Source organism: Alistipes montrealensis (genome assembly GCF_018362775.1).
GTDB classification, from domain to species: domain Bacteria; phylum Bacteroidota; class Bacteroidia; order Bacteroidales; family Rikenellaceae; genus Alistipes; species Alistipes montrealensis.
Window position 1 is genome coordinate 140,544 of record NZ_JAGYXY010000005.1, and the last position, 21,567, is coordinate 162,110.

The window sequence follows — 21,567 nt, forward strand, 5'->3', positions numbered from 1 at the left end:
TCGGAATGTTAAAATGACATCGGGGCCTTGATCGCAGGCCACGGATCGTAGCCTTCGAGCGTGAAATCTTCGTAACGGAAATCGAAAACCGATTTCACATCGGGATTCAACCGTAGCCGCGGCAGCGGACGCGGCGTGCGTGCAAGCTGCTCGTCGACCTGCTCCAGGTGATTCAGGTAGAGGTGCGTGTCGCCCAGCGTATGGACGAACTCGCCGGGCTGCAAACCGCATACCTGGGCCATCATTGCGGTCAGCAGGGCGTAGGAGGCGATGTTGAACGGCACTCCGAGGAATGTATCGGCGCTGCGCTGGTACAATTGGCACGACAGCCGCCCTTCGGCCACATAGAACTGAAACAGCACATGACACGGCGGCAGGGCCATCTCTTCGATTTCGGCGACGTTCCACGCCGAGACGATGATTCGGCGCGATTCGGGATTACGGCGGATCAGGTCGACCGCCTGGGCAATCTGATCGACGAAACCGCCGTCGGGCCTAGGCCACGAACGCCACTGGTAACCGTAGACGTGGTTCAGATCACCGAAGCGGTAACCCTCGACGGGCGACTCGACGCCCGCCGCCGAAAGAAAGGTCTCCCGGTCGACGGGCAGCACCCCGTGGCGCACACACAATTCGTTGTAATAACGGTAAGCGTCGTTGTCCCAGATGTGGACGCCGTTGTCGACGAGGTATTTGATATTGGTCTCCCCTTTCAAAAACCACAACAGTTCGTGGATCACGCCTTTGAGGAAAACCTTCTTGGTCGTCAGCAGCGGGAACCCGGCTCCCAGGTCGAAGCGCATCTGGTGACCGAAAATCCCTTTGGTCCCGGTTCCGGTGCGGTCGCCCCGCACGACGCCTTCTTCCTTGATCCGGCGCAGCAAATCGAGGTATTGTTTCATGGTCTAAATCGATAGGATCGTTATTTGTTATTCCCCGTTCCCCGGGAAAGTCGTTTGAATACCGCCCCAAACAGCACCCGGCCGGGTTTTATCTCGTATACATTTTCAACGTCAGCTCCCCCGTCCCGTCGAGCACCGCATAGGAGGGATTTTCAGCCCAGCAACCGAGGTTCACCACGTGCAGCCGCCCGTCGCGGTAGTCGCGCGGGAAATGCATGTGCCCGAAGACGAAGTGATCGACTTCGTGCGTCTCGGCGTATTCGCGGGCATATGCGATCAGCGGCTCGGTATGCGGCTCGCCGCAAGGCCCCGTATAGGGTTCGGTCATCATGGTTCCGCGGGCCGACTCTGCGTTGTGTCCTTTGCGCGATTTGCCGCTCCACCAGGAGCCGAAGCGCAGCGCCCAGTCGGGGTGTACGCCCCACGAAAAGAGCCATTTCAGCGTCCGCGAACGGAATATGCGGTTCAGGAGTTTGAGCATCGGCATGCCGTCGATGTTCATGTTGTCGCCGTGGGCGATAAAGATTTTTTTACCGGAAAGGGTCAGGACCTGCGGGGAAGTATAGATTTCGAGCCCGCATTCACGCGTGAGGTAGTCGCCGACCCACATATCGTGGTTACCCGTGAAGAAGACCACCCTTACACCCCGGTCGGTCAGCTCGGCCAGTTTGCCCAGCGTCCGCACGAAGCCCTTGGGGACCACGCGGCGGTATTCGAACCAGAAGTCGAAGATATCCCCGACCAGAAAAATCGCCTCCGCATCCCGGGCCGCAGCGTCGAGCCATGCGACGAAACGCCGTTCGACCGCCCGCGCAGACTTGTCGTCACCCGCCCCCAAATGTATGTCGGATGCGAAATAATACATTATTTGGTCAGTTCATCCAGTTTTGCTTCGAGACTCTTGCCGTAGATGTTCTTGGCCACGATCGTGCCCTCCTTGTCGATCAGGAAGTTCGCCGGAAGCCGCTGTACATTGTAGAGACCCAGCGCCACGGAAGCGCGCCCGCGCAGGTCGCTGACCGAAACCCAGGGCAGTTGCTGCTCCTGCACGGCCGTGATCCACAGGGGCTTCGACGTATCGACAGCCACCTGATAAACCTCGAATCCGACGGGGGCGTCGGTGTATTTCTTATACACCTCCTTCAGGTCTGCGTTCAGCGCGTTGCTCGTCCCGAGTTCCGCGGACCAGAAGTCCAGCAGCACGACCTTCCCGGCCAGCGACGAGAGTTTGATCTTCTTGCCGTAAATATCGGTCATCTCGATATCCGGATGGCGGGCTTCGGTGATCTGCGAGGAGAGGCTGATGCGCGCGTCCATACGGGCGATCTCGGCCAGCAGCGACTGCAGGTAAGGCGACTCGGGATAGGTCTCTTCGAGAGCCTCGGCAACGGTACGGTAGTAGACCACGTCGCTGTCGCCGTTGAAGAGGTATGTATCGCCCGGAAGCCGCTGATAGAGGGCGTAAACCGCCGCCAGCGACGACTTGTGCTCGATGATGAACCGCAACTGCTCGCGGCGGATGCGGTAGTATTCGGCCGTGTACTCCTTGATCAGCGTCTTACGCTCCTCCTCCGAAAGGTTCGTGCGCGCAAACTGCATGCCCATGTTCTCCAACTGTTGGGCCCCGGTGACGAAAGCCTGGTAGAACTGGCGCAGCAACTCCGACTCGGCGGAACCCTCCACCGTGTAGTTGCGGATAATGCTGCCCACGGAACTGACCGTCACCCGGTCGCCGCCGGCGATAAGCAGCGGGATACGCTCACCGTCGTAGATCACATTATATAAGGAGGGATTTTTCGCTACACCCGTAAGTTCCATGCGGTAACTGCCGTCCGCGGCCAATGCCGCCGAGTCCACGACCGACTGAGTCAGCGGCAGAACCTGCTCCAGATAGATATTTTTCGCGTCGCCGCCGACAAAGCGGCCCGAAATCCTCACTTTCGACGACTGGCAGCCGCACATCAGGGCAGCGGTCGTAAGCGTTACGAAAAGCGTTTGCTTGTTCATTTACTATCGTTTTCGCGGTTAATGGAGAACAAAGATAATACAAACCGGGTGGAGTGCCAAATTTATTTTGAGCGCCCCGGGGTACTGTTTATCTTTGTAAAGATAATGATTTTCCGCATATGCGCACCATTTATTTCGACGAATTACGGTGCTGTCCGTTGTTTTTCGTGAAATTGCGGTACGGTTGCTGATTACGGTTTTTCTGCTGCCGCTGCTGCTGATGAGGCTGGCGGTGCTGCTGTGCGCCCTTCTGGGGACGCGCCGAAAAGGGCTGTTTATAGTCGCTTCGGAGATTATTTAAGGCAACTTCGTCGATTTGAATGGCACCGCCGGACATTCGTTTGATGTCTTTTACGATCACTTCGTTGTTGGGGTGCTCCTGGTTGTATTCGTAACTCTTCGTGCGCATGTAGCGGGCCAGGTTGTCGACCGTCCGGGCAACGGCCTGCGGATTGCGTTCGCCGGCAAGATTATGAATCATCCGCTCGACGTATTTGCCATAATGTTTATAGGTGATACGCCCCTGCGAATAGGGCATCCGGCGGGGTGAAACGGTTAGTTCCTGACGCGACGGCTGGGGATAGGGAGAGTCCACATCCAACTGGAAATCAGACATAATAAAGAGGTGATCCCAGAGTTTGTGGGTAAAGTCGGCCGTATCGCGCAACAGGGGGTTCAGGTTGCCCATCACGGCAATCACGGCCCGGGCCTGACGGTTGCGCTCGCGGCGGTCTTCGATCTCCAGCAGCGAGTCGATCATCTCCTGGATATGGCGCCCGTATTCGGGCAGGTACAACTTGCGTCGTGTGTAATTATAATTCTTCTTCATATTGTATTTGCGGTCCGGCGCACTGTTGCAATTCGTCCGCCGAAGCCTCCGGCAGGGCCATTGCGATAGACCTGTTCAAGACGTTTTTCCGGGTTTTCCGCACCTCGTGGCCGGACCAGCCGAAATTGGTTTTACACCGCAGAATGCCCTAACTTTGGGACACGGGCAGTGTAAAACCGGGTGTGAATAAACCGGAATCTTCCGGCCTTCACCAAGGCTTCACCTGCTTAAGTCGGTGTTTTTCACCGGCAAAATTACGTAAAATTTCAGGAAAAACAAGCTATGGCAAAGGTTTTAATTCTGGACCAATCAAAAAGTGTGCGAAACATTCTGCGCGAACGGTTGGAGTATGAAGGTTTTTCGACGGAAGCCGTCGAGAACGAGGCTGCGGCCTCGGTGTTGTGTGAAAAGATTCCGTTCGACGTGATCCTGTCCGATACGGAATGCAAAGTCCCGGACGCAGGCATACCGTTCATAGCGCTTTCGTCCGACACCTCGATCGATACCGCGCTCCAGGCCGTACGCAACGGCGCGCAGGATTTCCTCACCAAACCCATCGACATGAACCGGCTGCTGCAATCGCTGCACCGTACCATCGACAACCCCGCACCCGCACAGGCAGCCCCTCAACAGGCTCCCGCAAGGCGCAGCCGCCGCGCACACCCCTCGCAGGCGGAACAGATCATCGGCATCTCGCCCGAAATCGAACATGTCCGCCGGCTGATCGACAAGGTGGCCCCGTGCGAGGCCCGCGTGCTGATCACGGGCGAAAACGGCACGGGCAAAGAGCTCGTGGCCCGCTGGCTCCATGCCAAGAGTGTCCGTGCTGCGGCCCCGTTCGTCGAGGTCAACTGTGCGGCCATCCCTTCGGAGCTGATCGAGAGCGAACTCTTCGGCCACGAGCGCGGAGCCTTCACCTCAGCCGTCAAACAGCGCAAAGGCAAGTTCGAGCAGGCCGACGGCGGCACACTCTTCATGGACGAAATCGGCGACATGTCGCTGGCGGCGCAGGCCAAAGTCCTGCGGGCCCTGCAGGAGAGCCGCATCAGCCGCGTGGGCAGCGACAAGGACATCGAAGTCAACGTGCGGGTGGTGGCGGCCACGAACAAGAACCTCCGCGAGGAGATCCAGAAGGGCAACTTCCGCGAGGACCTCTACCACCGCCTGGCGGTGATCGTGGTGCGGGTTCCGCCGCTGCGCGAACACGCCGGGGACATCCCGGCGCTCGTCGACCACTTCATCCGCACGATCGCGGCCGAATACGACTCTGCGCCGAAGCAGATCGACGCCGACGCGCTGGCGGCCCTGCAACGGATGCAGTGGAGCGGCAATATCCGCGAACTGAGAAACGTCATCGAGCGGCTGATCATCCTCTCCGGGGAGCGCATCACAGCCCAGGACGTGAAAGAGTACTGCTGATCAGAACTGAAACCCGATTTGCAGCAGGAGCGAGCCGTGACTCAGCTTTTCAGCGAACTGTGCCGAGAAATAAGACCCGTCGTACCTGCGGAGCCGTTCCAGCTTCTGCAATTCGTAACCCGCAGCGACAAATATCCGCCGCCCGCCGCGCAACGCATACTGCACACCGACGGCGGGACTCAACAAAAAACCGCCCTTCGCCTCTTTCTGCAGAGCAAAAGCATATCCGGCGGCGCACCCGGCATAGGGCGTGAAGCGGCGGGGCCGCAGGAGCAGCAGCCGCGCTTCGGCGTAGAGCGGAATCAAAGTCTTCTCATAACGGGAAATCCCCGTTCCGGCGCCCGTCCAAAAACGGGCGCTTATTTTATAATACCCCGCCGCACGCCACACGAAGGGCGTCGAAGCAGGTTCGTTCAGGGCAATGCCCACACCCAGGGCTGTCGAGTAAGCGAAGCGCGACTCGGACTGTCCCGAGGCGGTCACGGCAGCAAGCACCGCCGCCAGCAGGAAAACAGCGCTTTTCATCGGATGCAGACGGTGATGCGTTTCACGATGCGGAGCGCCGTCGTCAGTCCCGAAAGGTCATCGTAAACCGCCCCGCAACTGCCATCGGGACTACTGTGTCCCAACAATACGGCTTCGAACTCCCGTTCGCCCGACGACAGGTCGACCTCCGCGGCATAGACCAGCGCAGGCTGTCCGCTGCCGTTTTTCCCGCCCGAATAGCCGGGGTCGCCTTCCCGGGCCGACGCAGGATAAGCCTCGTTGAAATCGGTCGAGTGGTTGACCTCGACCTTCACCACAAAATGTGTCAACCCTTCGGCAGGCGACAGTTTCAGGTCGAACGAACCGCGCGGCGTAGCTCCCGAAATACCGTCGGTCAGCGGCTTGTCCTTCGTCGGCAGGTAAAGCCCGTCGGCGTACCGTACACCCCGGGCGTGACACCAATGGGGCAAAGCCTCTGCACGGCGGCTGCCCCCGGCCATGGTCCACGACTGGGTGGCGATCTTGTGGCTCACGTAGACCGTCGCGAGATAAGTGCCCGCCGTGTCTTCCACCCACACCGCAACCTGCGGCGCATTTTTCTTTTTCATCCCCATGAACAGCGGATAGTCGTGCAGCCACGCATCTCCCTGCTCGACGACCACTTTCAGGCTTCCCTGCCCGTACCCGACCAGTTCCTTGTCGCACCCGGCGAACAACACCAAAGGCAAAATCCATCCTAATCCCATTTTTCGCATCATTTTAATTCGTTTATAATATGTTACCAACAAGTAACATTTCCGTCAAAAAAAAGCCGCACCGACGGCTACGACTTCAGGATCGCATCGACAAGCCGGTCTATCCCCTGTCCGATCCGCTCCCAGCCTGCATCTTCCTGCAACGAAATGCCGTTGTAAACGGGACAGAACTCCCCGAGCAAGACCAGGTAGGTCACCGACGCCGACAGCAGTGAAGCCAGCGGGGCTATCTGCTCTTCCGGATGGCCCGTCACGACGCAAACCCGGCGGATCAACTCCCGCCCGACCTGCTCGCGCTGTTCGCGCAGGCGCACGATCAGCTCGTTATCCGACGACAATTCCCACCGGTACAACCGTTTCAGCGTCGCATCCCCGCGGAGCCGCGCAATCTGCTCCCGGAACGTCCGCTTCAGGAACTCCGGCAACTCCCCGCGGTCCGGAAGGTCCTGCGGAAAATTCAGCCACAGGTCGTAACGCCGGATATAGGCCGCCAGCAAGCCCTCCACCGAGCCGAAATAGCGATACACCAGAATCTTGGAAACGCCCGACCGGGCGGCAACCGCGTTGACCCCGATCTTCTCGAATCCGTTCTCCCGGACCAGTTCGCCCACCGTATCGACCAAACGCCGTTCGGTCGCTTCCCGGTCGCGCTCTGCTGTTATTTTTCGGCTTGTTACCATTCGGGAACAAATGTAAGGCGTAAAAACGGATTCTGCAAATTTTTCCGGATTTTATAGCAATTCCAACAGTTCGTCAGGACGGTCGACCAGATGCCGCGCCCCGGCTGCGACGAGCTCCTCCCGGTCGCGAAAACCCCACGTCACCCCTGCCGAGCGCACTCCGGCAGCCGCCGCGGTTTCGATATCCACACCCGAATCACCGACGTACAGCACGCGTTCTTTAGCCGTACCCGTCAGCGCGAGAATTTCCTCAACGACTGCCGGCGAAGGTTTCAGCGGCACGTCGGGCCGCTGGCCGAAGACTGCCGCGAACTCCACCTCCGGGAAAAACAGCCTGACGAGCTTTTCGGTTCCGGCCTGGAACTTGTTCGATGCTACGGCCATCCGTACGCCCCGCCGTGCCAGTTCGGCGAGCAGTCCGGGAATTCCCGAATAGGGTTTTGTATAGGTGTCGATATGCTCCGTATAGTATTTTACGAAATCGGCCCGCACGAGCGCGACGTTTTCGGGCGAGCGCAGCGGTTCGGGCAGCGCCCGTTCCACCAGCCGCATGATGCCGTTGCCGACAAAATGACAGTATTCCTCGTAGGAGTGCTGCGGAAGTCCCCTGAGGGCCAGCACGGCGTTGCATGCGACAGCCAGGTCCCCGATCGTATCGAGCAGCGTGCCGTCGAGGTCGAAGATGACGAGTTCGGTATTCATTTTTTCCGTTTTATTTTCCACCCCACAGCCGCGACGAGCAGCGACATCAGCGGGGAGACGATATTAAAAATACAATAGGGCGCATAAACGAAGGTCGAAACCCCGAGCACCGTGGCCTGCGTCATGCCGCACGAGTTCCACGGGATGAGCACCGAGCAGACCGTCGCCGAGTCTTCCACCGAACGGCTCAGCAGCCGGGGCTCCAGCCCCCGTTCGGCATAGAGTTCCTTGAAAAGCCGCCCCGAAAGGATGATCGAGATATACTGGTCGGCGGTGCAGAGGTTGAAGAAGATTCCCGCGCCCACCGTGGAAGCCACGGCCGAAAAGGTGCGGCGCACGAACCGCAGGAAAATAACCGTCAGCGAACGCAGCATGCCGCTGCCGGTCATCACCCCGCCGAAGCACATGGCGCAAATAATCAGCCACACGGTGTTGAGCATCCCGGCCATGCCGCGCGTAGCGACCAGCTCATCCAGTTGCGGCGTTCCCGTCGGGATGGCCGTCGGCCCGAAGCAGGTCATCAGCACCCCCTTGAACCCCGACATGAAGTCCAGCCCCTCGACACCCGCCACCCGGACCACCATTTCGGGCTGGGCCGCGAGCATCGCCGCGCAGGCAAAGACCACGGCGCAGAACAACGTCACGATGGCCGGCAGTTTTTTCGCGATGAGTATTCCCGTGGCCAGCGGGACCAGCAAAAGCCACGGCGAGATGCGGAACGTCGCGGCGAGCGTCGCAGCATACTGTTCGGCATGCGTTGCGGCCCCGTGGTCGAGCGCCAAACCCGCGACGGTAAAAACTCCCAGGGCGATGAGCATCGACGGCACGGTGGTGTAAAGCATATAGCGGATATGGGTAAACACGCTGACGCCGACCGTCGACGAGGCCAGCACCGTGGTATCGGACAGCAGCGAAAGTTTGTCGCCGAAATAGGCCCCCGAAATGATGGCTCCGGCAACCCACCCTTCGGGGAATCCCATCGCCTCGCCGATGCCCATCAGAGCGACGCCGATCGTAGCGATGGTGGTCCACGAACTTCCGGTCATCAGCGACACTACGGCGCAGATCGCACACGAGGCCACGAGGAAAAACGACGGATGGAGGATTTGCAGCCCATAGTAGATCATTGTCGGAACCACGCCCGAAATCATCCACGTACCCGCGATGGCGCCGATCAGCAGCAGGATGACGATCGCCGAAGCCGACGCGCGGATATTGTCGATGATGGACTCCTCCAGTACGGCCCAGCGGCAGCGGTAAACGCCGATTGCAAGCATCACACAGACCGACGTGGCCGACAGCAGGGCGATCTGGCTTCCGCCGTTGATCGCATCGCCCCCGAAGGCCCGGATCACCACATAGAGCAGCAGCGTGAGCACCGCCAGCGGAATGGCCGACACCCACGGCGACGGCAGTTTTTCGGTATTTTCCTTCATCGTTTTTCCCGATTGACTTTTACGGGGGACAAAAGTACGAATTTTCCCCGGACTTTTCGGCCGCAAAAAGGATAAACCCCGGTTTTCATCCGTCGTATTGCAGTGTTTTCCGGCAACAAAAAGACACAAGACCCTTACCGCGGCAACCGCAAAATTCCACCTTCGGGTAGCCGTTTCCGGCCGTATCATACCCCCGGCGTGTTTTTTCGGGCCCGAGGCTTTCATATTTCCTTTTTTCTGTTTAACTTTGATAGAACATCCAAAACACAGCAAGATGGAAACGATCCGCAAAGTGATCCGGTTTTACGTCGAGGGATTCCGCGAAATGACCGTGGGACGCACCCTGTGGGCCATCATCCTCATCAAACTTTTCATCATGTTCGCCGTTCTGAAAGTCTTCTTCTTCCCCGACCTGCTCGCGGGCAAAAGCCCCGGCGAAAAGGCCGACTACGTACTGGAAAACCTGACCCCCGATAATTAACCTACCCTTATGATTTCCGACTACCTATCCACCGTCGACTGGTCGCGGGCGCAATTCGCCATGACGGCTATCTACCACTGGCTGTTCGTCCCGCTGACACTCGGACTGGGCGTCCTGATCGCCATCATGGAGACCCTCTACGTCCGCACGAACGACCAATTCTGGCTGCGCACGACCAAATTCTGGATGCGCCTGTTCGGCATCAACTTCGCCATCGGCGTCGCCACGGGGCTGATTCTCGAATTCGAGTTCGGAACCAACTGGTCCAACTACTCCCACTTCGTGGGCGACATTTTCGGCGCCCCGCTGGCCATCGAAGGCATCTTCGCCTTCTTCCTCGAATCGACCTTCATCGCCGTGATGTTCTTCGGCTGGCGCAAGGTGAGCCGGGGTTTCCACCTCACGGCTACATGGCTCACGGCCGTCGGCGCCAACCTCTCGGCCTGGTGGATTCTGGTGGCCAACTCGTGGATGCAGTACCCCGTGGGCTGCGACTTCAACCTCGAAACCGTGCGCAACGAAATGACCTCGTTCTCGGCCGTGGCGCTGTCACCCGTCGCGGTCAACAAATTCTTCCACACCGTCACTTCGTCGTTCGTACTGGCTGCCCTGTTCGTCGTGGGCGTCTCGGCCTGGTATCTGCTGCGGGGACGCGAGCAGAAAATGGCCCGCAAGAGCATCGCCATCGCCTCGGCCTTCGGATTCGTCTTCGCACTGGTCACGGCGTTCACGGGCGACAAGTCAGGTTCCATCGTGGCTCGCGTGCAACCCATGAAACTGGCGGCCATGGAAGCCCTCTACGAGGGCCAGCAGGGCGCGCCGCTCACCGCCGTCGGGGTTCTGCGCCCCGAGCAGCAGCGCACCAACAACGACGACGCTTTCTATTTCAAGATCGACATCCCCAAACTGCTATCGCTGATGAGCTTCCGCGACGCCGACGCATTCGTGCCGGGCATCAACGACCTGGTCTACGGCAACGAAGAATACGGCATCCTGTCGGCCGGGGAGAAGATCGAACGGGGGCGCGTGGCCGTCGACGAACTGGGCCGTTACCGGACGGCCCGCGAGACAGGCGATACGGCGGCGATCGCCGAAATCGAAGCCAAGTTCGACCGTTCGACACCCGAGGGCGAAGCGTTCCTGCGCGATCATTTCGCCTACTTCGGCTACGGCTACCTCGACTCCCCGCAGCAGATCGTGCCCAACGTGCCGCTGCTGTTCTATTCGTTCCGCGTGATGGTCGGCGCCGGCTGTTTCTTCATCCTGCTGCTGGGCCTCATATGGTGGTTCAACCGCAAAGACCGGCTTTCCGGCAAACGCTGGCTGCTGTGGATCGCCGTATGGTCCATTCCGCTGGCCTACCTCGCTTCGCAGGCAGGCTGGATCGTGGCCGAAGTCGGCCGTCAGCCGTGGGCCATCCAGGATCTGATGCCCGTAGGCGTCGCGGCCTCGAAAATCCCCAGCGGATCGGTTTCCACAACCTTCTTCCTCTTCCTCGTGCTGTTCACCGCACTGCTCATCGCCGAACTGAGCATCATGTTCCGGCAGATCAAAATAGGACCTAAAAACGACTAAACCATGGATACGATAACATTACTCCAACATTATTGGTGGCTGATCATCTCCCTGCTGGGAGCCATCCTGGTTTTCCTGATGTTCGTGCAGGGCGGACAGGCGTTGCTCTACAACATCGGCCGCACGGAGGAGGAACGCAACATGCTCGTCAACTCGCTGGGCCGCAAGTGGGAGTTCACCTTCACGACGCTCGTGACATTCGGCGGCGCATTCTTCGCCTCGTTCCCGCTCTTCTACTCCACGTCGTTCGGCGGGGCGTTCTACGTCTGGATGGCCATCCTGTTCTGCTTCGTCCTGCAGGCCGTGGCTTACGAATACCGCCGCAAACCCGCCAATGTTTTCGGCGAGAAGACCTTCAATGCATTCCTTTTGATCAACGGCGTACTGGGGCCGCTGCTGATCGGAACCGCCGTCGGAACCTTCTTCACAGGGGCGGAATTTACCGTCGACCGCCTCAACCTCGCCAACCAGGGCGGTGCGGCGGTCATCTCGCAGTGGGCGACGCCGTGGCACGGGCTGGAAGCCGTCGCCGAATGGCGCAACGTCCTGCTGGGCATAGCAGTCGTGCTGCTGGCCATGACGCTCGCCTGCCAGTATTTCATGAACAACATCGACGACGAAGTAATTTTCCGGCGCGCCGCACGCCGCATGCGCACGTTCGCCGTGCTCTTCGTAGCATGCTTCGTAGCATGGCTCGTCGCATTAATCCTCGCCGACGGCTGGTCGGTCGACGCCGCGGGCCGAATCTCCGTCGAACCCTACAAATACCTTCACAACCTGCTGGAAATGCCCTACGTCACGGCCGTACTGCTTATCGGCGTGGTCTCGGTGCTGTGGAGCGTCTGGCTGGGCTGGCGCTCGAACCGGCATGCCATCTGGTTCGGGGGCGTCGGCACGGTCCTCACCGTGCTGTCTCTGCTGCTGCTGGCCGGATGGAACAACACCGCCTACTACCCCTCGCTCACGGACATGCAGTCGTCGCTGACGATCTACAACTCCTCATCGAGCCTCTTCACGCTCAAGACGATGGCCTGGGTATCGCTCTTCGTCCCGCTGGTCGCGGCTTACATCTGGTACGCCTGGCGGGCCATGAACCGCCAAGCGATCACCCGCGAGGAAATTCGCGGCGACGACCATCAATATTAAGACGCAAAAGCGGGAGCCAAGGCCCCCGCTTTTCTATATATCCGTTTCCGCCTATTCTTCTTCCTTGTCTCCGAACGGAAATTGGTTCTGGTGCACGTCCTCGAAACGCATGCCCTTCTCGTAGGTCTTCATCGCACGACGCGACATACCCATCGACGAGAAACCGCCGTCGTGGTAGAGGTTCTGCATCGTGACCTTGCGCGTGAGGTCCGAAAACAGCGTCAGCACATAGTCCGCACAATCCTCCGCCGTGGCGTTGCCCAGCGGCGACATGTTCTCGGCAAAACCCATCAGGTCGCCCAGCCCCAGCACGCCGCTTCCGGCCGTGGTCGGCGTCGGCGACTGCGATACGGTATTGATACGCACGTTCTTCTCGCGGCCGTAGATGTAGCCGAAACTGCGCGCAATCGACTCCAACAACGCTTTGGCATCGGCCATATCGTTGTAACCGTAAAGCGTACGCTGAGCGGCAATGTACGAAAGGGCCACAATCGAACCCCAGTCGTTGATAGCGTCCTTCTTGCGGGCTACCTGAATAGCCTTGTGGAACGAGATAGCCGAGATGTCGAGTGTCTTCGAGAGGTAATCGTAGTCCAGATCGTCGTACGTACGGCCCTTGCGGACGTTGGGCGACATGCCGATCGAGTGAAGCATGAAGTCGAACTTACCCCCGAAATGCTCCATAGTCTTGTCAATCAGGTTTTCCAGGTCTTCGACGCTCGTAGCGTCAGCCGGAACGACGATCGTATTGCATTTTTCGGCCAGTTCGCCGATGGTTCCCATGCGGATAGATACGGCAGTATTCGTCAGGACGATTTCGGCTCCCTCTTCCACGGCGCGTTCCGCCACTTTCCAGGCGATCGACTGCTCGTTGAGTGCTCCGAAAATCAGGCCTTTCTTTCCTTTCAATAAATTGTATGCCATCGTATTTTAGTTTAAAAATTCGGACAAATATAACAATTATTTTTGAATTGGGACACCAATCGGCTCTTTCGCCACAGGAAACAAGCCCTCCGAAATACGAAAAAGCGGGCTTTCAGCATCGGCTGGAACGCATTTTATGTTTTTTTGAAAAACTACGTCGTCCCGCCATAAAACCCGGCCCCCGATCCTATTTATTATTGTCCCCCTCTCCAACTCCTGTACCCCATACGCCGACGAACGTTTTCCAGCAACCGGGTAAATCCCTGCCGCCGTCCCGATCGCCCTGCCCCGGACCAATCCAGCACATGGGAAAAAACCGGGTTGCAAATCAGATTTGCAACCCGGTCCTCCTGTTTTGCGGAAGGAAAGGAAACAGAACCTTTCCCGAAAACCGCCGGATATCAGTCTGTTGTAAAACAGTCCTTTTTTTAGTACACCGAATAGCCCACAGCCGATTTGCATCGCTTTACCCTGTGTTGCACTTGGTTAGTACAAAGATAATATATTTTTGAGGGATATGTAAATAGATGCATGATTATTTGCTAACTATACTGAATTGTATTCCAGTAGAAGCGGGATAGTCACAGTAATATTTAATTATCTTACCCTTGAGGGAGGTTATAAAATAGTTGAATCTACAAACACGCTGACATTCCATTTGGCAATGCCGCAGATCCCCTTGGTATGCTGGATTCATACATAAAAAATAATTTTTTTCAACACAAATTGATTGTATAAGTGATATTAAAACGGGAAGGTTGATCTCTGGCACGTCAATAATATTTGCAAATAAATGAATATGCGTTGTGCATGAGCAATGTGCAAATTGTTTCTCGCTTATCGTTTCAAAGTTTTGACTAATACTCACCACCGTAGCATCGGGTAAAAATTTCTTCACATATATCTCTGCTCGTTCTAATGCAACACTTGATGGATCAATCAAAGTGACAGTCTTGATAGTAGTCCTTTTCTCTTCTATAAAATCACATAAAAGCATCGTTGCAAGTCCTTGCCCACATCCCCAATCTATTAAATCAATCTCTTGATCTTCTGTAAATAAATCTTCCGGTAAATTATTATATAATTTAGAAATATTTGTTATATGTTTTTTCCCAAACCAAAAAAAATATGCAGCACATTGTTCGATTGTACTAATAATGACTTTGCCACCACCAATGGCTCGATGGGCTGCATTTGCTGTTGACTGATCCATATTCATATAATAGGATTTAGCAAGTTCTCTTACTTCTGAGAATGTAGGATTAACCAATCTATCAATTGCAGATAGGTATTCTTCTTGTGATGTAATAATCGGTCTCCCTTTTGCAATAGTCATAGCAATAGTTGAAAAGTCAAAATTCATCTTACAATCCGGTTATAGTTTCTGAAAAAGGATTTTCCAAATAGTGTTTATAATTGCTTTGAGCCAATTCTTTGGAATTATTCGCATAGCAATATTCGCAAAGGTGAGGACAGGTGTTATATTGTCCGATATCTTTACTAATTATACAACCGCAGAATTCACGCTGTCCTTTATCTTTAATAGATTTATTTAGACAAATTTGACTTTCATTGCTAAATATATCCGGCATCTGGAATTTTATCCCAAGGAAATCCATTAGCTTTTTATCTTGTGAAAAATGTTTTATGATAAGTTGCTCATCAATACACTTATTATGATGTATGTCGAAAGAATCAAGGTCTATCTTTTCGGCACAAGTACCTATTGAAAACCCCCATTTTTGGTTTAAGCGAAATAGTCCGGAAGCGAAATCAATCATTTCTGAAGATGTAAATTCACGTATTCCTGTTTTTATCTTAGATAAATTTGCGGCAACCTTTTTATAAATACCTATGTCAATAAAACTTATAACAAGATGCTCATTATGTAGATATAGCTGATTTCCAATATGTTCTATCTTTTTCAATAAATCATCAACAGAGAGTCTATCAGTTAAGAATAGCGGATCAAATCGCCATATAACTTTCCCTTTGCCAAGTTTTTCTGATAGTTTAATAAAGGTTTCAATTCTTTGATCCAATGGGGGAACGCCTAATTCTTGTTTATCTTTTAAGTAGTCATTTAATGTGAATTGGATATAACTATTAATGTTGAAATCATTAAGTTTATCAAGATGTTTAAGTAATGGTTTCGGATTTTTTGACCAAAACACGATCAGTCGAGCGTTCTTATAGGAGATATAGGATTTGGTTCCATTAAAGGGGTTTATCCATGCAGAATATCCCACTTTCAAACGATTGAAAAACCAATCGGCATAAAAAGCCGGAATATCTGTCGATCTACTTGCAGATACAATTACAGGGGCAATTGCTTTAACTTTCTCACCCTTATCATTTATAATATCAAGCGACTCCCAAACCATTGTTTCAAATATTTTCTGTAAAAATAATAAAATATAGAATAAGATATCTGAATTTTATTGTGCTTGTTGTGTATATTGAGATAAAATAAAGAATAATTCTTATCTTTGCCCTTGACAAACACTATAATATTTTTATTCCCGCATACAAGCCACTAAATATTAGAGCTTGATAGTGCAGCGCCGTTGGGAAGTAATCCCGCGAACGGTAAACATACGTCAGTTAAGTCTGTGTAGTGTTTGTCACCTGCGTTACCTCTTTTTATTTTATGACAAACACTACATAAGACACTCGCTCCGGCAGTGCAGGCCAACAGGCCCAGACCCACAGGCGGTTCCCGCCGTGCAACCTCCCGATTCGTTTCCATTTTCACCAGCCGGATTAGCAAGCGATTGCCAACCAGTTCTTTATTCTCTTTGTTGTGCCCTGCGCACGATAAGGATAGTTCTCAATATTTCAAATTTCTAACAATCAACAATATGGAAATGAATCAAAGCCCTGCACAGGACCCGTCTGTACAACCCATAGCCCCCGAAAACCCCCAACCCGAACCGCAATCCATTCCCGCGTCGGAACAAACTCCTGAATCCCGTTTGCTCTACGATCCTGCGAAGCCGCCCGGATTGCCGAATGCCTGCGGGAACTGTTAGCCCCCGCCTTTATCGTTTTGTTCGGCTTGCAGGCGAGCGGGACACCCCGCAGCGAAACGGTATGCTACGATCTGCTTGTGATCGTCGAAAGCAAATCACGCTATAATTTGGTATGATGCCAAACGCTATCTCAAAATGAAGCTACCAAACATCGGACACAGCGCGCCCTATCTGAATATTTATGTCCTTACAAAACACGATGTGGAAGCCAATTTCACGCCTTTCATTATACATAACAGCAGATCGGAGCGATATAACAAAGAAGCCCGCCGTAAAACGGCAGGCTTCCTCAAAACTGAATCCGGTATTTAGTTGAAGTCGAGGCTGTCCTATTTTGCGGGTTTGAGATACCACTCCTTGTTCTTTTCGCCGTTGCTGGTAACCCATCCGGCAAAGTCGGGATAGCAATCGTCGATTTTGACGTTTTCCGCCGGAATCCGGTAGTCGGTTATCGGCAGGTCGATGGCGAAGGGATGCAGGTCGGAGGTCACGTAATAATACGGTCCGACGAGATTGCCGCCCTTATCTACCGTGCTCTTGTCGTCGCTGGTTGCGAAACCAGTAAGGTCGGCCAATGTCGTGGGGACGTAATTGGTCAGGTGAACCTCTTTGCGAACGGCGCCCGGGGTGAACCCCTCCTTGCCGTTGCTCACGCAGATAAACGGATTGTACAAAGTCTTTCGGGTTGCCTTGTCCATCGAAATGCTTCCGTCCAGCTCCATGGTAACCGTAATCGGTCCTTGTTTCAGAGCATCGTCGATGTTGTCGAAGAGCATGACCACGGCTTTGTCCTGCTTGGTTTCGAGTCCGTTTGCAGTCAGTGCCGAAGAGGTATTCTTATCCACGGTCACGCTCTTGACGGCTGTCGCCGGTATATCCAACTGGTATCCGAACGCATTGTTCAGAGTGCCGCCATCGTGCAGCGGAGTGAACACATCCTCGATGGCGATCAGTTTGTTGTTTTTGTCCGTCGTAAAGGTCGTCTTATAAGCTACCACTACGTCGTTCATGTCGTAGTCGCCCTGGCTGGGCCACAGGTCTTCGAAAGCCAGCGTCCCTTCGAGCGGATCACCCACCACGGGCGGATACTCCTCCTCACCGGGATCGATCACCGGCCGGTCCGGATCGACGATGGCGTCCCCGGGATCGGATTCCAGATAGAACATCACATCCTTGTAGTCATTATCCGCGCCGTCCTCGAAGCCGATGACCGTCTTGGTGCTTTTCGTGTCATAAAGACTTACACAGACGCGCTGCTCCGGACCATACATATTGTTGAAAATGCTGTTCGAGCATTTGAATCCGGCAAAGTTCGTGGGATTTACGATTCGGCTCCAGCCGACGTTGAACCCCTTGGGCATAATGAACCAGCCGACCGTAATGCCTGCCGGGAATTTGTCCGAGGGCTGGCCGTCTTTACCGTAATATTTCAGTTTCACCTGCATTCCGGGTTGCATGGGCGGGAAATAACCCGACATAAGGTCCTCGCTGCTGTTGTACATCGAACAGTTCGGGAACACGACATACTTGGGCAGATCGAGGAACGCGTCCAGGGTCGTGGGCGGATTCTTCGTGTCGTAGCAATAGTATCCGATGGAATTGGTCCACTGGGCCAGTTCGGAGAGGAATACCAGCGTCAGGGAGGCGTCTTTCGTCAGTTTGATATTGACCAGTTCGGCCGGTTTGGCATATTGGGAATTGTTCGTACCGGGGAGCAGGACATGCTGGATGCGGTTCATCAAGCCTTCGGGAACTTCGGCAAGGGCTGCTTCGAGATAGTCGGGCTTGCCGTTTCTGTCGTAACCTCCCAGGGATGTCTGGATGTTAAATACATTCTCCGGAGTCGATCCGCCGCGTGTCGAAGAGGCCGATGCTGCCGTCGTTTTATCCGCCTGCTGCGCCTCGGATTCCAGTTTTTTCAGAAAAGCATTCAACTCGAACGAAATGCCCGATGCGGTCACTTCCGTTTCCACGCAGGTGGGCAGGCCGTAGGATTCGCTGTACAGCCACACCTTGTCGGCAGCCGTCGGAAGATTGACCACACCTGCATACCTGGAGTTGTCGTCGGTGTAGGCCTTCAGGATCGACTGGACATCCTCTTTTTTGACCGTTGTTCCGTCTGCCGATTTCCCCAGCGGGTTTTCCGTGTAGACCTCGAAAAGGGCTTTGTTCCCCTTCCTGGAATAATCCACCGAAAGCGGAATATTGACCGTCGTGGCGTAATCGAAAGTACCTTCGCCCGGTTTCGGGATGTCGGGGCCTGCATCCGGATGTTTGATACACCCGGTTAGCAATGCCGTAAATGCTACGGTTGCCGATAGCAACAAGCATAAGTTTCGTCTTTTTTTCATGGCTGTTATTGTCTGTTGTCTATATCGCAACGTCATCCGGTTTTTCGGACAGGGTGCGATATAAAATATTATTTACCGACACAAAAATAAATGCAATAATCCGATGAATAATTATCCGGTAAATTATTGCCATGAAATAGTGAAACCCGAGCATTTTTTGCCGAAAAGAGGCCGAAATCCGGGTGAATATCGGGCGCGATCAGAAAAAGATTTTTTTACGGTATTGGGAAGGAGTCATTCCGGTGTAATGGCGAAAGAAACGGCTCAAGGTCGACTGGTCCGGGAACCGGAGCCGCGCGGCGATCAATTTCAGGTCCATCGACGATTCACGCAGCAACGATTTGATCTCGATGAGCATATAGCGGACGATCCAGTCGCGGGCCGAATGTCCGCTGATACTCCGGATCAGCGTGGTCAGGTATTTCGGGGAAACGCCCAGTTTCTCGGCATAGTAGGCCACATCCTTATCCGGGGAGTGATCCTCAAGGACCATGTGCAGGAACCGATAAGCGAACTCCTCCTTGCGTGTATACTGGAATTTGTGGCTGTGCGAATCCGGTTCGGTGACATAAAAAATGTAGCGGTCCCAGAAAAAGACCCTCAGCAGCTGCATGATCGACTCCCTGCGAAACTCCTCCGGCACGAACCTGGCCCGATATTCCAGCAGGTCGCAATAGTTCTGAAAACGTCTGATATTATCGGGAGCAGGATCCGATGCGACATGTTTGCCCATAAAGAAAAAGAAATCGGGCGTAACTCTCCACAGGGAACTGAGGCTGTCGGTGAACATCTCCTCCGACGTTCGGAAGAACGTGATGCGGAAATCACCGCTGATCTCCCGGATCGATGCGAGCTGCCAGGGAAGCAGGAGAAAAACCATCCCCTGCTGGAGCGTAAACCTCCTGTTGAAAACAGTTATAATAGCTGAGCCCGATACGCAGACACCGCCGATCACCTCTTGCAGGTAGGCCGGACACCCGGATATCGGCAAAGCCTCAAGTTCCGTATGAATACTGAACTCGGCTTCGATTCCGAACTTCCTGCCGGACGCCGCAGGTCCGGTTTCAAACCGGTCTGTTTTCTTTTCTGTAGCCATTGCCTCTATAAGCGTATCTTATCGTGTGCAAAGATAATAGCTGTTTTTGCAATATTTCTGCCGTGATTTCGCCGGTTAAAAGCAATAATCGACCGAATGGTAAATAAAATGCGGTTTTGCATTAATTTTAGCACACTTAAAGTCGGTAAAGTGTAACGTTCCGACTCTGCAGAGGCTTGAATATAACGATATTTCCGAGCAAAACCAGTTATTATGTGTGCGGCGACTACATACCCCGAAAATATGGAAACGGACGCGATGCAAGAAGAGGAGCGCCGAAAGAACATCCAAAATATCCCGGACGACCTGCTGGACGGATTGCAGAGCAGCGTTGTGTTTTTCGACAGCGAAGGCGCCGTATTTCGGACAAACGAACCGGCCCGCGCAGACCTGCGTCTGACAGAGGAGATTACAGGCCGCAAACTCACGGAACTGATATCGGTCACATTTCATAATAAAAATATTCTGCCGGATATCGTCGCAGCATTCACCGATCCTGCAATCGGGAAAATGTCCGTTCCCAAAGACGCCATTCTCAGCACCGACGACGGGAAAACCGTGTTTTTTATCACGGGGACGATCTCGCGTCTGGACGGCGGCAATTTCATGTTCTCATTCCGCAATGTGGCGGATGAAATGACGAATGATTCCATGGTGGAGATGGCGCTCAGGACGAGCGGAATCTTTCCGTGGTTTTATGATTTCGGACTCGGGGCCATGGTGATCGATCCGCGGTATTACGAATATACGGGGATTCCCACCGAAGACGGTACGATGACCATGGAAGAGTATTCCTCACGGCTTCATCCCGAGGATCGGCAAGGTGTTTTCGACGCCCTGGCCATGCAGCTCAACGGAGAGCATTACCCCTATCGGGTTTCGTTCCGGCTGCGCCGCGGCGACGATACCTACGAATGGTTCGAAGCGCAGTCGACGTATCTGGGCGAAGTGAACGGCAAACCCTACCGGATCGTGGGTATCTGCATGAGCGCACAGGCGCATAAGGATATCGAACAAGCATTGACCGACGCCAAGAATAAAGCGGAGCAGAGCGATAAGCTCAAAAGCGCATTCATCGCCAATATGAGCCACGAGATCCGCACGCCCCTGAATGCGATCGTCGGTTTCTCGAACCTGCTCGCAGGCGGAGAGGCCGAACCGGACAGCGAGGAAGCGCGGGAATACGCGGCGCTGATCAGCAGGAACTGCGACCACCTGCTCACACTGGTATCGGATATCCTCGACCTCTCCCGCATCGAATCGGAATCGATCGAATACAGCTTCGCGGAATATGCCCTGGGACAGTTGTTACGGGACATTTACCTCCGAAAAACCGGCTCCATCCCCCGGAGTGTCGATTTCAACCTGCTGCTTCCGCCGGATGACATCAGGATCACGACCGACACCATCCGCCTGCGGCAGGTAGTGGAGCACCTGGTGGACAATTCGGTCAAATTTACATCCCGAGGGCACATCGATTTGGGTTATTCGTTTTCGAGCGACGGGGAAAGCGTCAGGATATTTGTGGCTGACACCGGTTGCGGCATCCCGGCCGATCAGACCGAACGGATTTTCGAGCGCTTCTACAAGGTGGATAATTTCACACAGGGCGCCGGGCTGGGCCTGTCGATCTGCCGAACCATTATCGAGCGTCTGGGAGGAACGATCAGCGTTTCGTCCCGGCCTAAAACGGGAGCCCGTTTTACGCTGAAACTGCCTGTTAACAGGATAAAAAACGTGTAAATT

Annotated in this window: 19 protein-coding genes; 5 read left to right on the forward strand and 14 right to left on the reverse strand. The window is 54.5% G+C overall.

The annotated features are described in order from the left end of the window. Nucleotides 1–8: 8 nt before the first annotated feature. The 4 genes from thyA to KG007_RS11415 all read right to left on the reverse strand — a co-directional run bounded on the left by thyA (nt 9) and on the right by KG007_RS11415 (nt 3,738). Entirely contained in the window at nt 9–902 is an 894-nt protein-coding gene (thyA, locus tag KG007_RS11400) for a thymidylate synthase (RefSeq protein ID WP_213348967.1), read from the reverse strand. Between the two features lie 88 nt (nt 903–990). Further along, nucleotides 991–1,767, reverse strand: a complete 777-nt coding sequence (locus KG007_RS11405; RefSeq protein WP_213348969.1) for a UDP-2,3-diacylglucosamine diphosphatase — start codon at nt 1,765–1,767, stop codon at nt 991–993. Further along, nucleotides 1,767–2,909, reverse strand: a complete 1,143-nt coding sequence (locus KG007_RS11410; protein WP_195458681.1) for a TlpA disulfide reductase family protein — start codon at nt 2,907–2,909, stop codon at nt 1,767–1,769. Before KG007_RS11410 ends, KG007_RS11405 begins: the two co-directional genes overlap by 1 nt. A gap of 130 nt (nt 2,910–3,039) precedes the next feature. Then, on the reverse strand, nt 3,040–3,738 hold the full coding sequence (locus tag KG007_RS11415; protein WP_213348971.1) for a DUF4290 domain-containing protein: 699 nt from the start codon (nt 3,736–3,738) through the stop codon (nt 3,040–3,042). Between the two features lie 282 nt (nt 3,739–4,020). Between KG007_RS11415 and KG007_RS11420 the strand changes: the two genes are divergently transcribed. Further along, nucleotides 4,021–5,157, forward strand: coding sequence for a sigma-54-dependent transcriptional regulator (locus KG007_RS11420; RefSeq protein ID WP_213348973.1), 1,137 nt, complete (start codon nt 4,021–4,023; stop codon nt 5,155–5,157). On the opposite strand, the gene KG007_RS11425 is transcribed toward KG007_RS11420, so the two are convergent. From KG007_RS11425 to KG007_RS11445, 5 genes are all read right to left on the reverse strand, one after another. Further along, entirely contained in the window at nt 5,158–5,682 is a 525-nt protein-coding gene (locus KG007_RS11425; RefSeq protein WP_213348975.1) for a hypothetical protein, read from the reverse strand. Next, nucleotides 5,679–6,398: a hypothetical protein gene (locus KG007_RS11430; protein ID WP_213349054.1), complete on the reverse strand. Its 720-nt coding sequence runs from the start codon at nt 6,396–6,398 to the stop codon at nt 5,679–5,681. Before KG007_RS11430 ends, KG007_RS11425 begins: the two co-directional genes overlap by 4 nt. Before the next feature lie 68 nt (nt 6,399–6,466). Next, nucleotides 6,467–7,078 carry a TetR/AcrR family transcriptional regulator gene (locus tag KG007_RS11435; RefSeq protein WP_213348977.1) on the reverse strand — a complete coding sequence of 204 codons (612 nt, stop codon included), beginning with the start codon at nt 7,076–7,078 and terminating at the stop codon, nt 6,467–6,469. Between the two features lie 51 nt (nt 7,079–7,129). Further along, nucleotides 7,130–7,780: an HAD family hydrolase gene (locus KG007_RS11440; RefSeq protein ID WP_213348978.1), complete on the reverse strand. Its 651-nt coding sequence runs from the start codon at nt 7,778–7,780 to the stop codon at nt 7,130–7,132. Beyond that, nucleotides 7,777–9,216: a Na+/H+ antiporter NhaC family protein gene (locus KG007_RS11445; RefSeq protein WP_213348980.1), complete on the reverse strand. Its 1,440-nt coding sequence runs from the start codon at nt 9,214–9,216 to the stop codon at nt 7,777–7,779. Before KG007_RS11445 ends, KG007_RS11440 begins: the two co-directional genes overlap by 4 nt. A 274-nt stretch (nt 9,217–9,490) precedes the next feature. On the opposite strand from KG007_RS11445, the gene KG007_RS11450 reads away from it, so the two are divergent. The 3 genes from KG007_RS11450 to KG007_RS11460 are packed head-to-tail and all read left to right on the forward strand — an operon-like array spanning nt 9,491 to nt 12,418. After that, on the forward strand, nt 9,491–9,697 hold the full coding sequence (locus tag KG007_RS11450) for a DUF4492 domain-containing protein (RefSeq protein WP_195458689.1): 207 nt from the start codon (nt 9,491–9,493) through the stop codon (nt 9,695–9,697). Nucleotides 9,698–9,706: 9 nt separating this feature from the next. Next, entirely contained in the window at nt 9,707–11,272 is a 1,566-nt protein-coding gene (locus KG007_RS11455; protein WP_195458690.1) for a cytochrome ubiquinol oxidase subunit I, read from the forward strand. Nucleotides 11,273–11,275: 3 nt separating this feature from the next. Next, a complete protein-coding gene (locus KG007_RS11460) occupies nt 11,276–12,418 on the forward strand; it encodes a cytochrome d ubiquinol oxidase subunit II (RefSeq protein WP_213348982.1) in 1,143 nt (380 codons plus the stop codon). 51 nt (nt 12,419–12,469) lie between these two features. On the opposite strand, the gene KG007_RS11465 is transcribed toward KG007_RS11460, so the two are convergent. The 5 genes from KG007_RS11465 to KG007_RS11485 form a co-directional block, all read right to left on the reverse strand. Next, nucleotides 12,470–13,342 (reverse strand): enoyl-ACP reductase FabI, encoded by an 873-nt coding sequence (locus tag KG007_RS11465; RefSeq protein ID WP_213348984.1) that lies wholly within the window; start codon nt 13,340–13,342, stop codon nt 12,470–12,472. A gap of 535 nt (nt 13,343–13,877) precedes the next feature. After that, nucleotides 13,878–14,705: a class I SAM-dependent methyltransferase gene (locus KG007_RS11470; RefSeq protein WP_213348986.1), complete on the reverse strand. Its 828-nt coding sequence runs from the start codon at nt 14,703–14,705 to the stop codon at nt 13,878–13,880. Between the two features lies 1 nt (nt 14,706). Next, nucleotides 14,707–15,726 carry a DUF1848 domain-containing protein gene (locus KG007_RS11475; RefSeq protein WP_213348988.1) on the reverse strand — a complete coding sequence of 340 codons (1,020 nt, stop codon included), beginning with the start codon at nt 15,724–15,726 and terminating at the stop codon, nt 14,707–14,709. A gap of 977 nt (nt 15,727–16,703) precedes the next feature. Beyond that, entirely contained in the window at nt 16,704–18,725 is a 2,022-nt protein-coding gene (locus KG007_RS11480) for an LruC domain-containing protein (protein WP_213348990.1), read from the reverse strand. Between the two features lie 199 nt (nt 18,726–18,924). Then, on the reverse strand, nt 18,925–19,605 hold the full coding sequence (locus KG007_RS11485; RefSeq protein WP_317194939.1) for an AraC family transcriptional regulator: 681 nt from the start codon (nt 19,603–19,605) through the stop codon (nt 18,925–18,927). A 459-nt stretch (nt 19,606–20,064) separates the two neighbouring features. Between KG007_RS11485 and KG007_RS11490 the strand changes: the two genes are divergently transcribed. Beyond that, entirely contained in the window at nt 20,065–21,564 is a 1,500-nt protein-coding gene (locus tag KG007_RS11490) for a sensor histidine kinase (protein WP_249413328.1), read from the forward strand. Nucleotides 21,565–21,567: the final 3 nt, after the last annotated feature.

What these genes read in the sequence shown, in the direction of transcription:
- KG007_RS11465 (WP_213348984.1), bottom strand. Translation starts at nt 13,342, where the DNA reads ATGGCATACAATTTATTGAAAGGAAAGAAAGGCCTGATTTTCGGAGCA.
- KG007_RS11430 (WP_213349054.1), bottom strand. Translation starts at nt 6,398, where the DNA reads ATGCGAAAAATGGGATTAGGATGGATTTTGCCTTTGGTGTTGTTCGCC.
- KG007_RS11455 (WP_195458690.1), top strand. Translation starts at nt 9,707, where the DNA reads ATGATTTCCGACTACCTATCCACCGTCGACTGGTCGCGGGCGCAATTC.
- KG007_RS11445 (WP_213348980.1), bottom strand. Translation starts at nt 9,216, where the DNA reads ATGAAGGAAAATACCGAAAAACTGCCGTCGCCGTGGGTGTCGGCCATT.
- KG007_RS11420 (WP_213348973.1), top strand. Translation starts at nt 4,021, where the DNA reads ATGGCAAAGGTTTTAATTCTGGACCAATCAAAAAGTGTGCGAAACATT.
- KG007_RS11490 (WP_249413328.1), top strand. Translation starts at nt 20,065, where the DNA reads ATGGAAACGGACGCGATGCAAGAAGAGGAGCGCCGAAAGAACATCCAA.
- KG007_RS11460 (WP_213348982.1), top strand. Translation starts at nt 11,276, where the DNA reads ATGGATACGATAACATTACTCCAACATTATTGGTGGCTGATCATCTCC.
- thyA (WP_213348967.1), bottom strand. Translation starts at nt 902, where the DNA reads ATGAAACAATACCTCGATTTGCTGCGCCGGATCAAGGAAGAAGGCGTC.
- KG007_RS11470 (WP_213348986.1), bottom strand. Translation starts at nt 14,705, where the DNA reads ATGAATTTTGACTTTTCAACTATTGCTATGACTATTGCAAAAGGGAGA.
- KG007_RS11410 (WP_195458681.1), bottom strand. Translation starts at nt 2,909, where the DNA reads ATGAACAAGCAAACGCTTTTCGTAACGCTTACGACCGCTGCCCTGATG.
- KG007_RS11450 (WP_195458689.1), top strand. Translation starts at nt 9,491, where the DNA reads ATGGAAACGATCCGCAAAGTGATCCGGTTTTACGTCGAGGGATTCCGC.
- KG007_RS11485 (WP_317194939.1), bottom strand. Translation starts at nt 19,605, where the DNA reads ATGGTTTTTCTCCTGCTTCCCTGGCAGCTCGCATCGATCCGGGAGATC.
- KG007_RS11435 (WP_213348977.1), bottom strand. Translation starts at nt 7,078, where the DNA reads ATGGTAACAAGCCGAAAAATAACAGCAGAGCGCGACCGGGAAGCGACC.
- KG007_RS11475 (WP_213348988.1), bottom strand. Translation starts at nt 15,726, where the DNA reads ATGGTTTGGGAGTCGCTTGATATTATAAATGATAAGGGTGAGAAAGTT.
- KG007_RS11425 (WP_213348975.1), bottom strand. Translation starts at nt 5,682, where the DNA reads ATGAAAAGCGCTGTTTTCCTGCTGGCGGCGGTGCTTGCTGCCGTGACC.
- KG007_RS11440 (WP_213348978.1), bottom strand. Translation starts at nt 7,780, where the DNA reads ATGAATACCGAACTCGTCATCTTCGACCTCGACGGCACGCTGCTCGAT.
- KG007_RS11405 (WP_213348969.1), bottom strand. Translation starts at nt 1,767, where the DNA reads ATGTATTATTTCGCATCCGACATACATTTGGGGGCGGGTGACGACAAG.
- KG007_RS11480 (WP_213348990.1), bottom strand. Translation starts at nt 18,725, where the DNA reads ATGAAAAAAAGACGAAACTTATGCTTGTTGCTATCGGCAACCGTAGCA.
- KG007_RS11415 (WP_213348971.1), bottom strand. Translation starts at nt 3,738, where the DNA reads ATGAAGAAGAATTATAATTACACACGACGCAAGTTGTACCTGCCCGAA.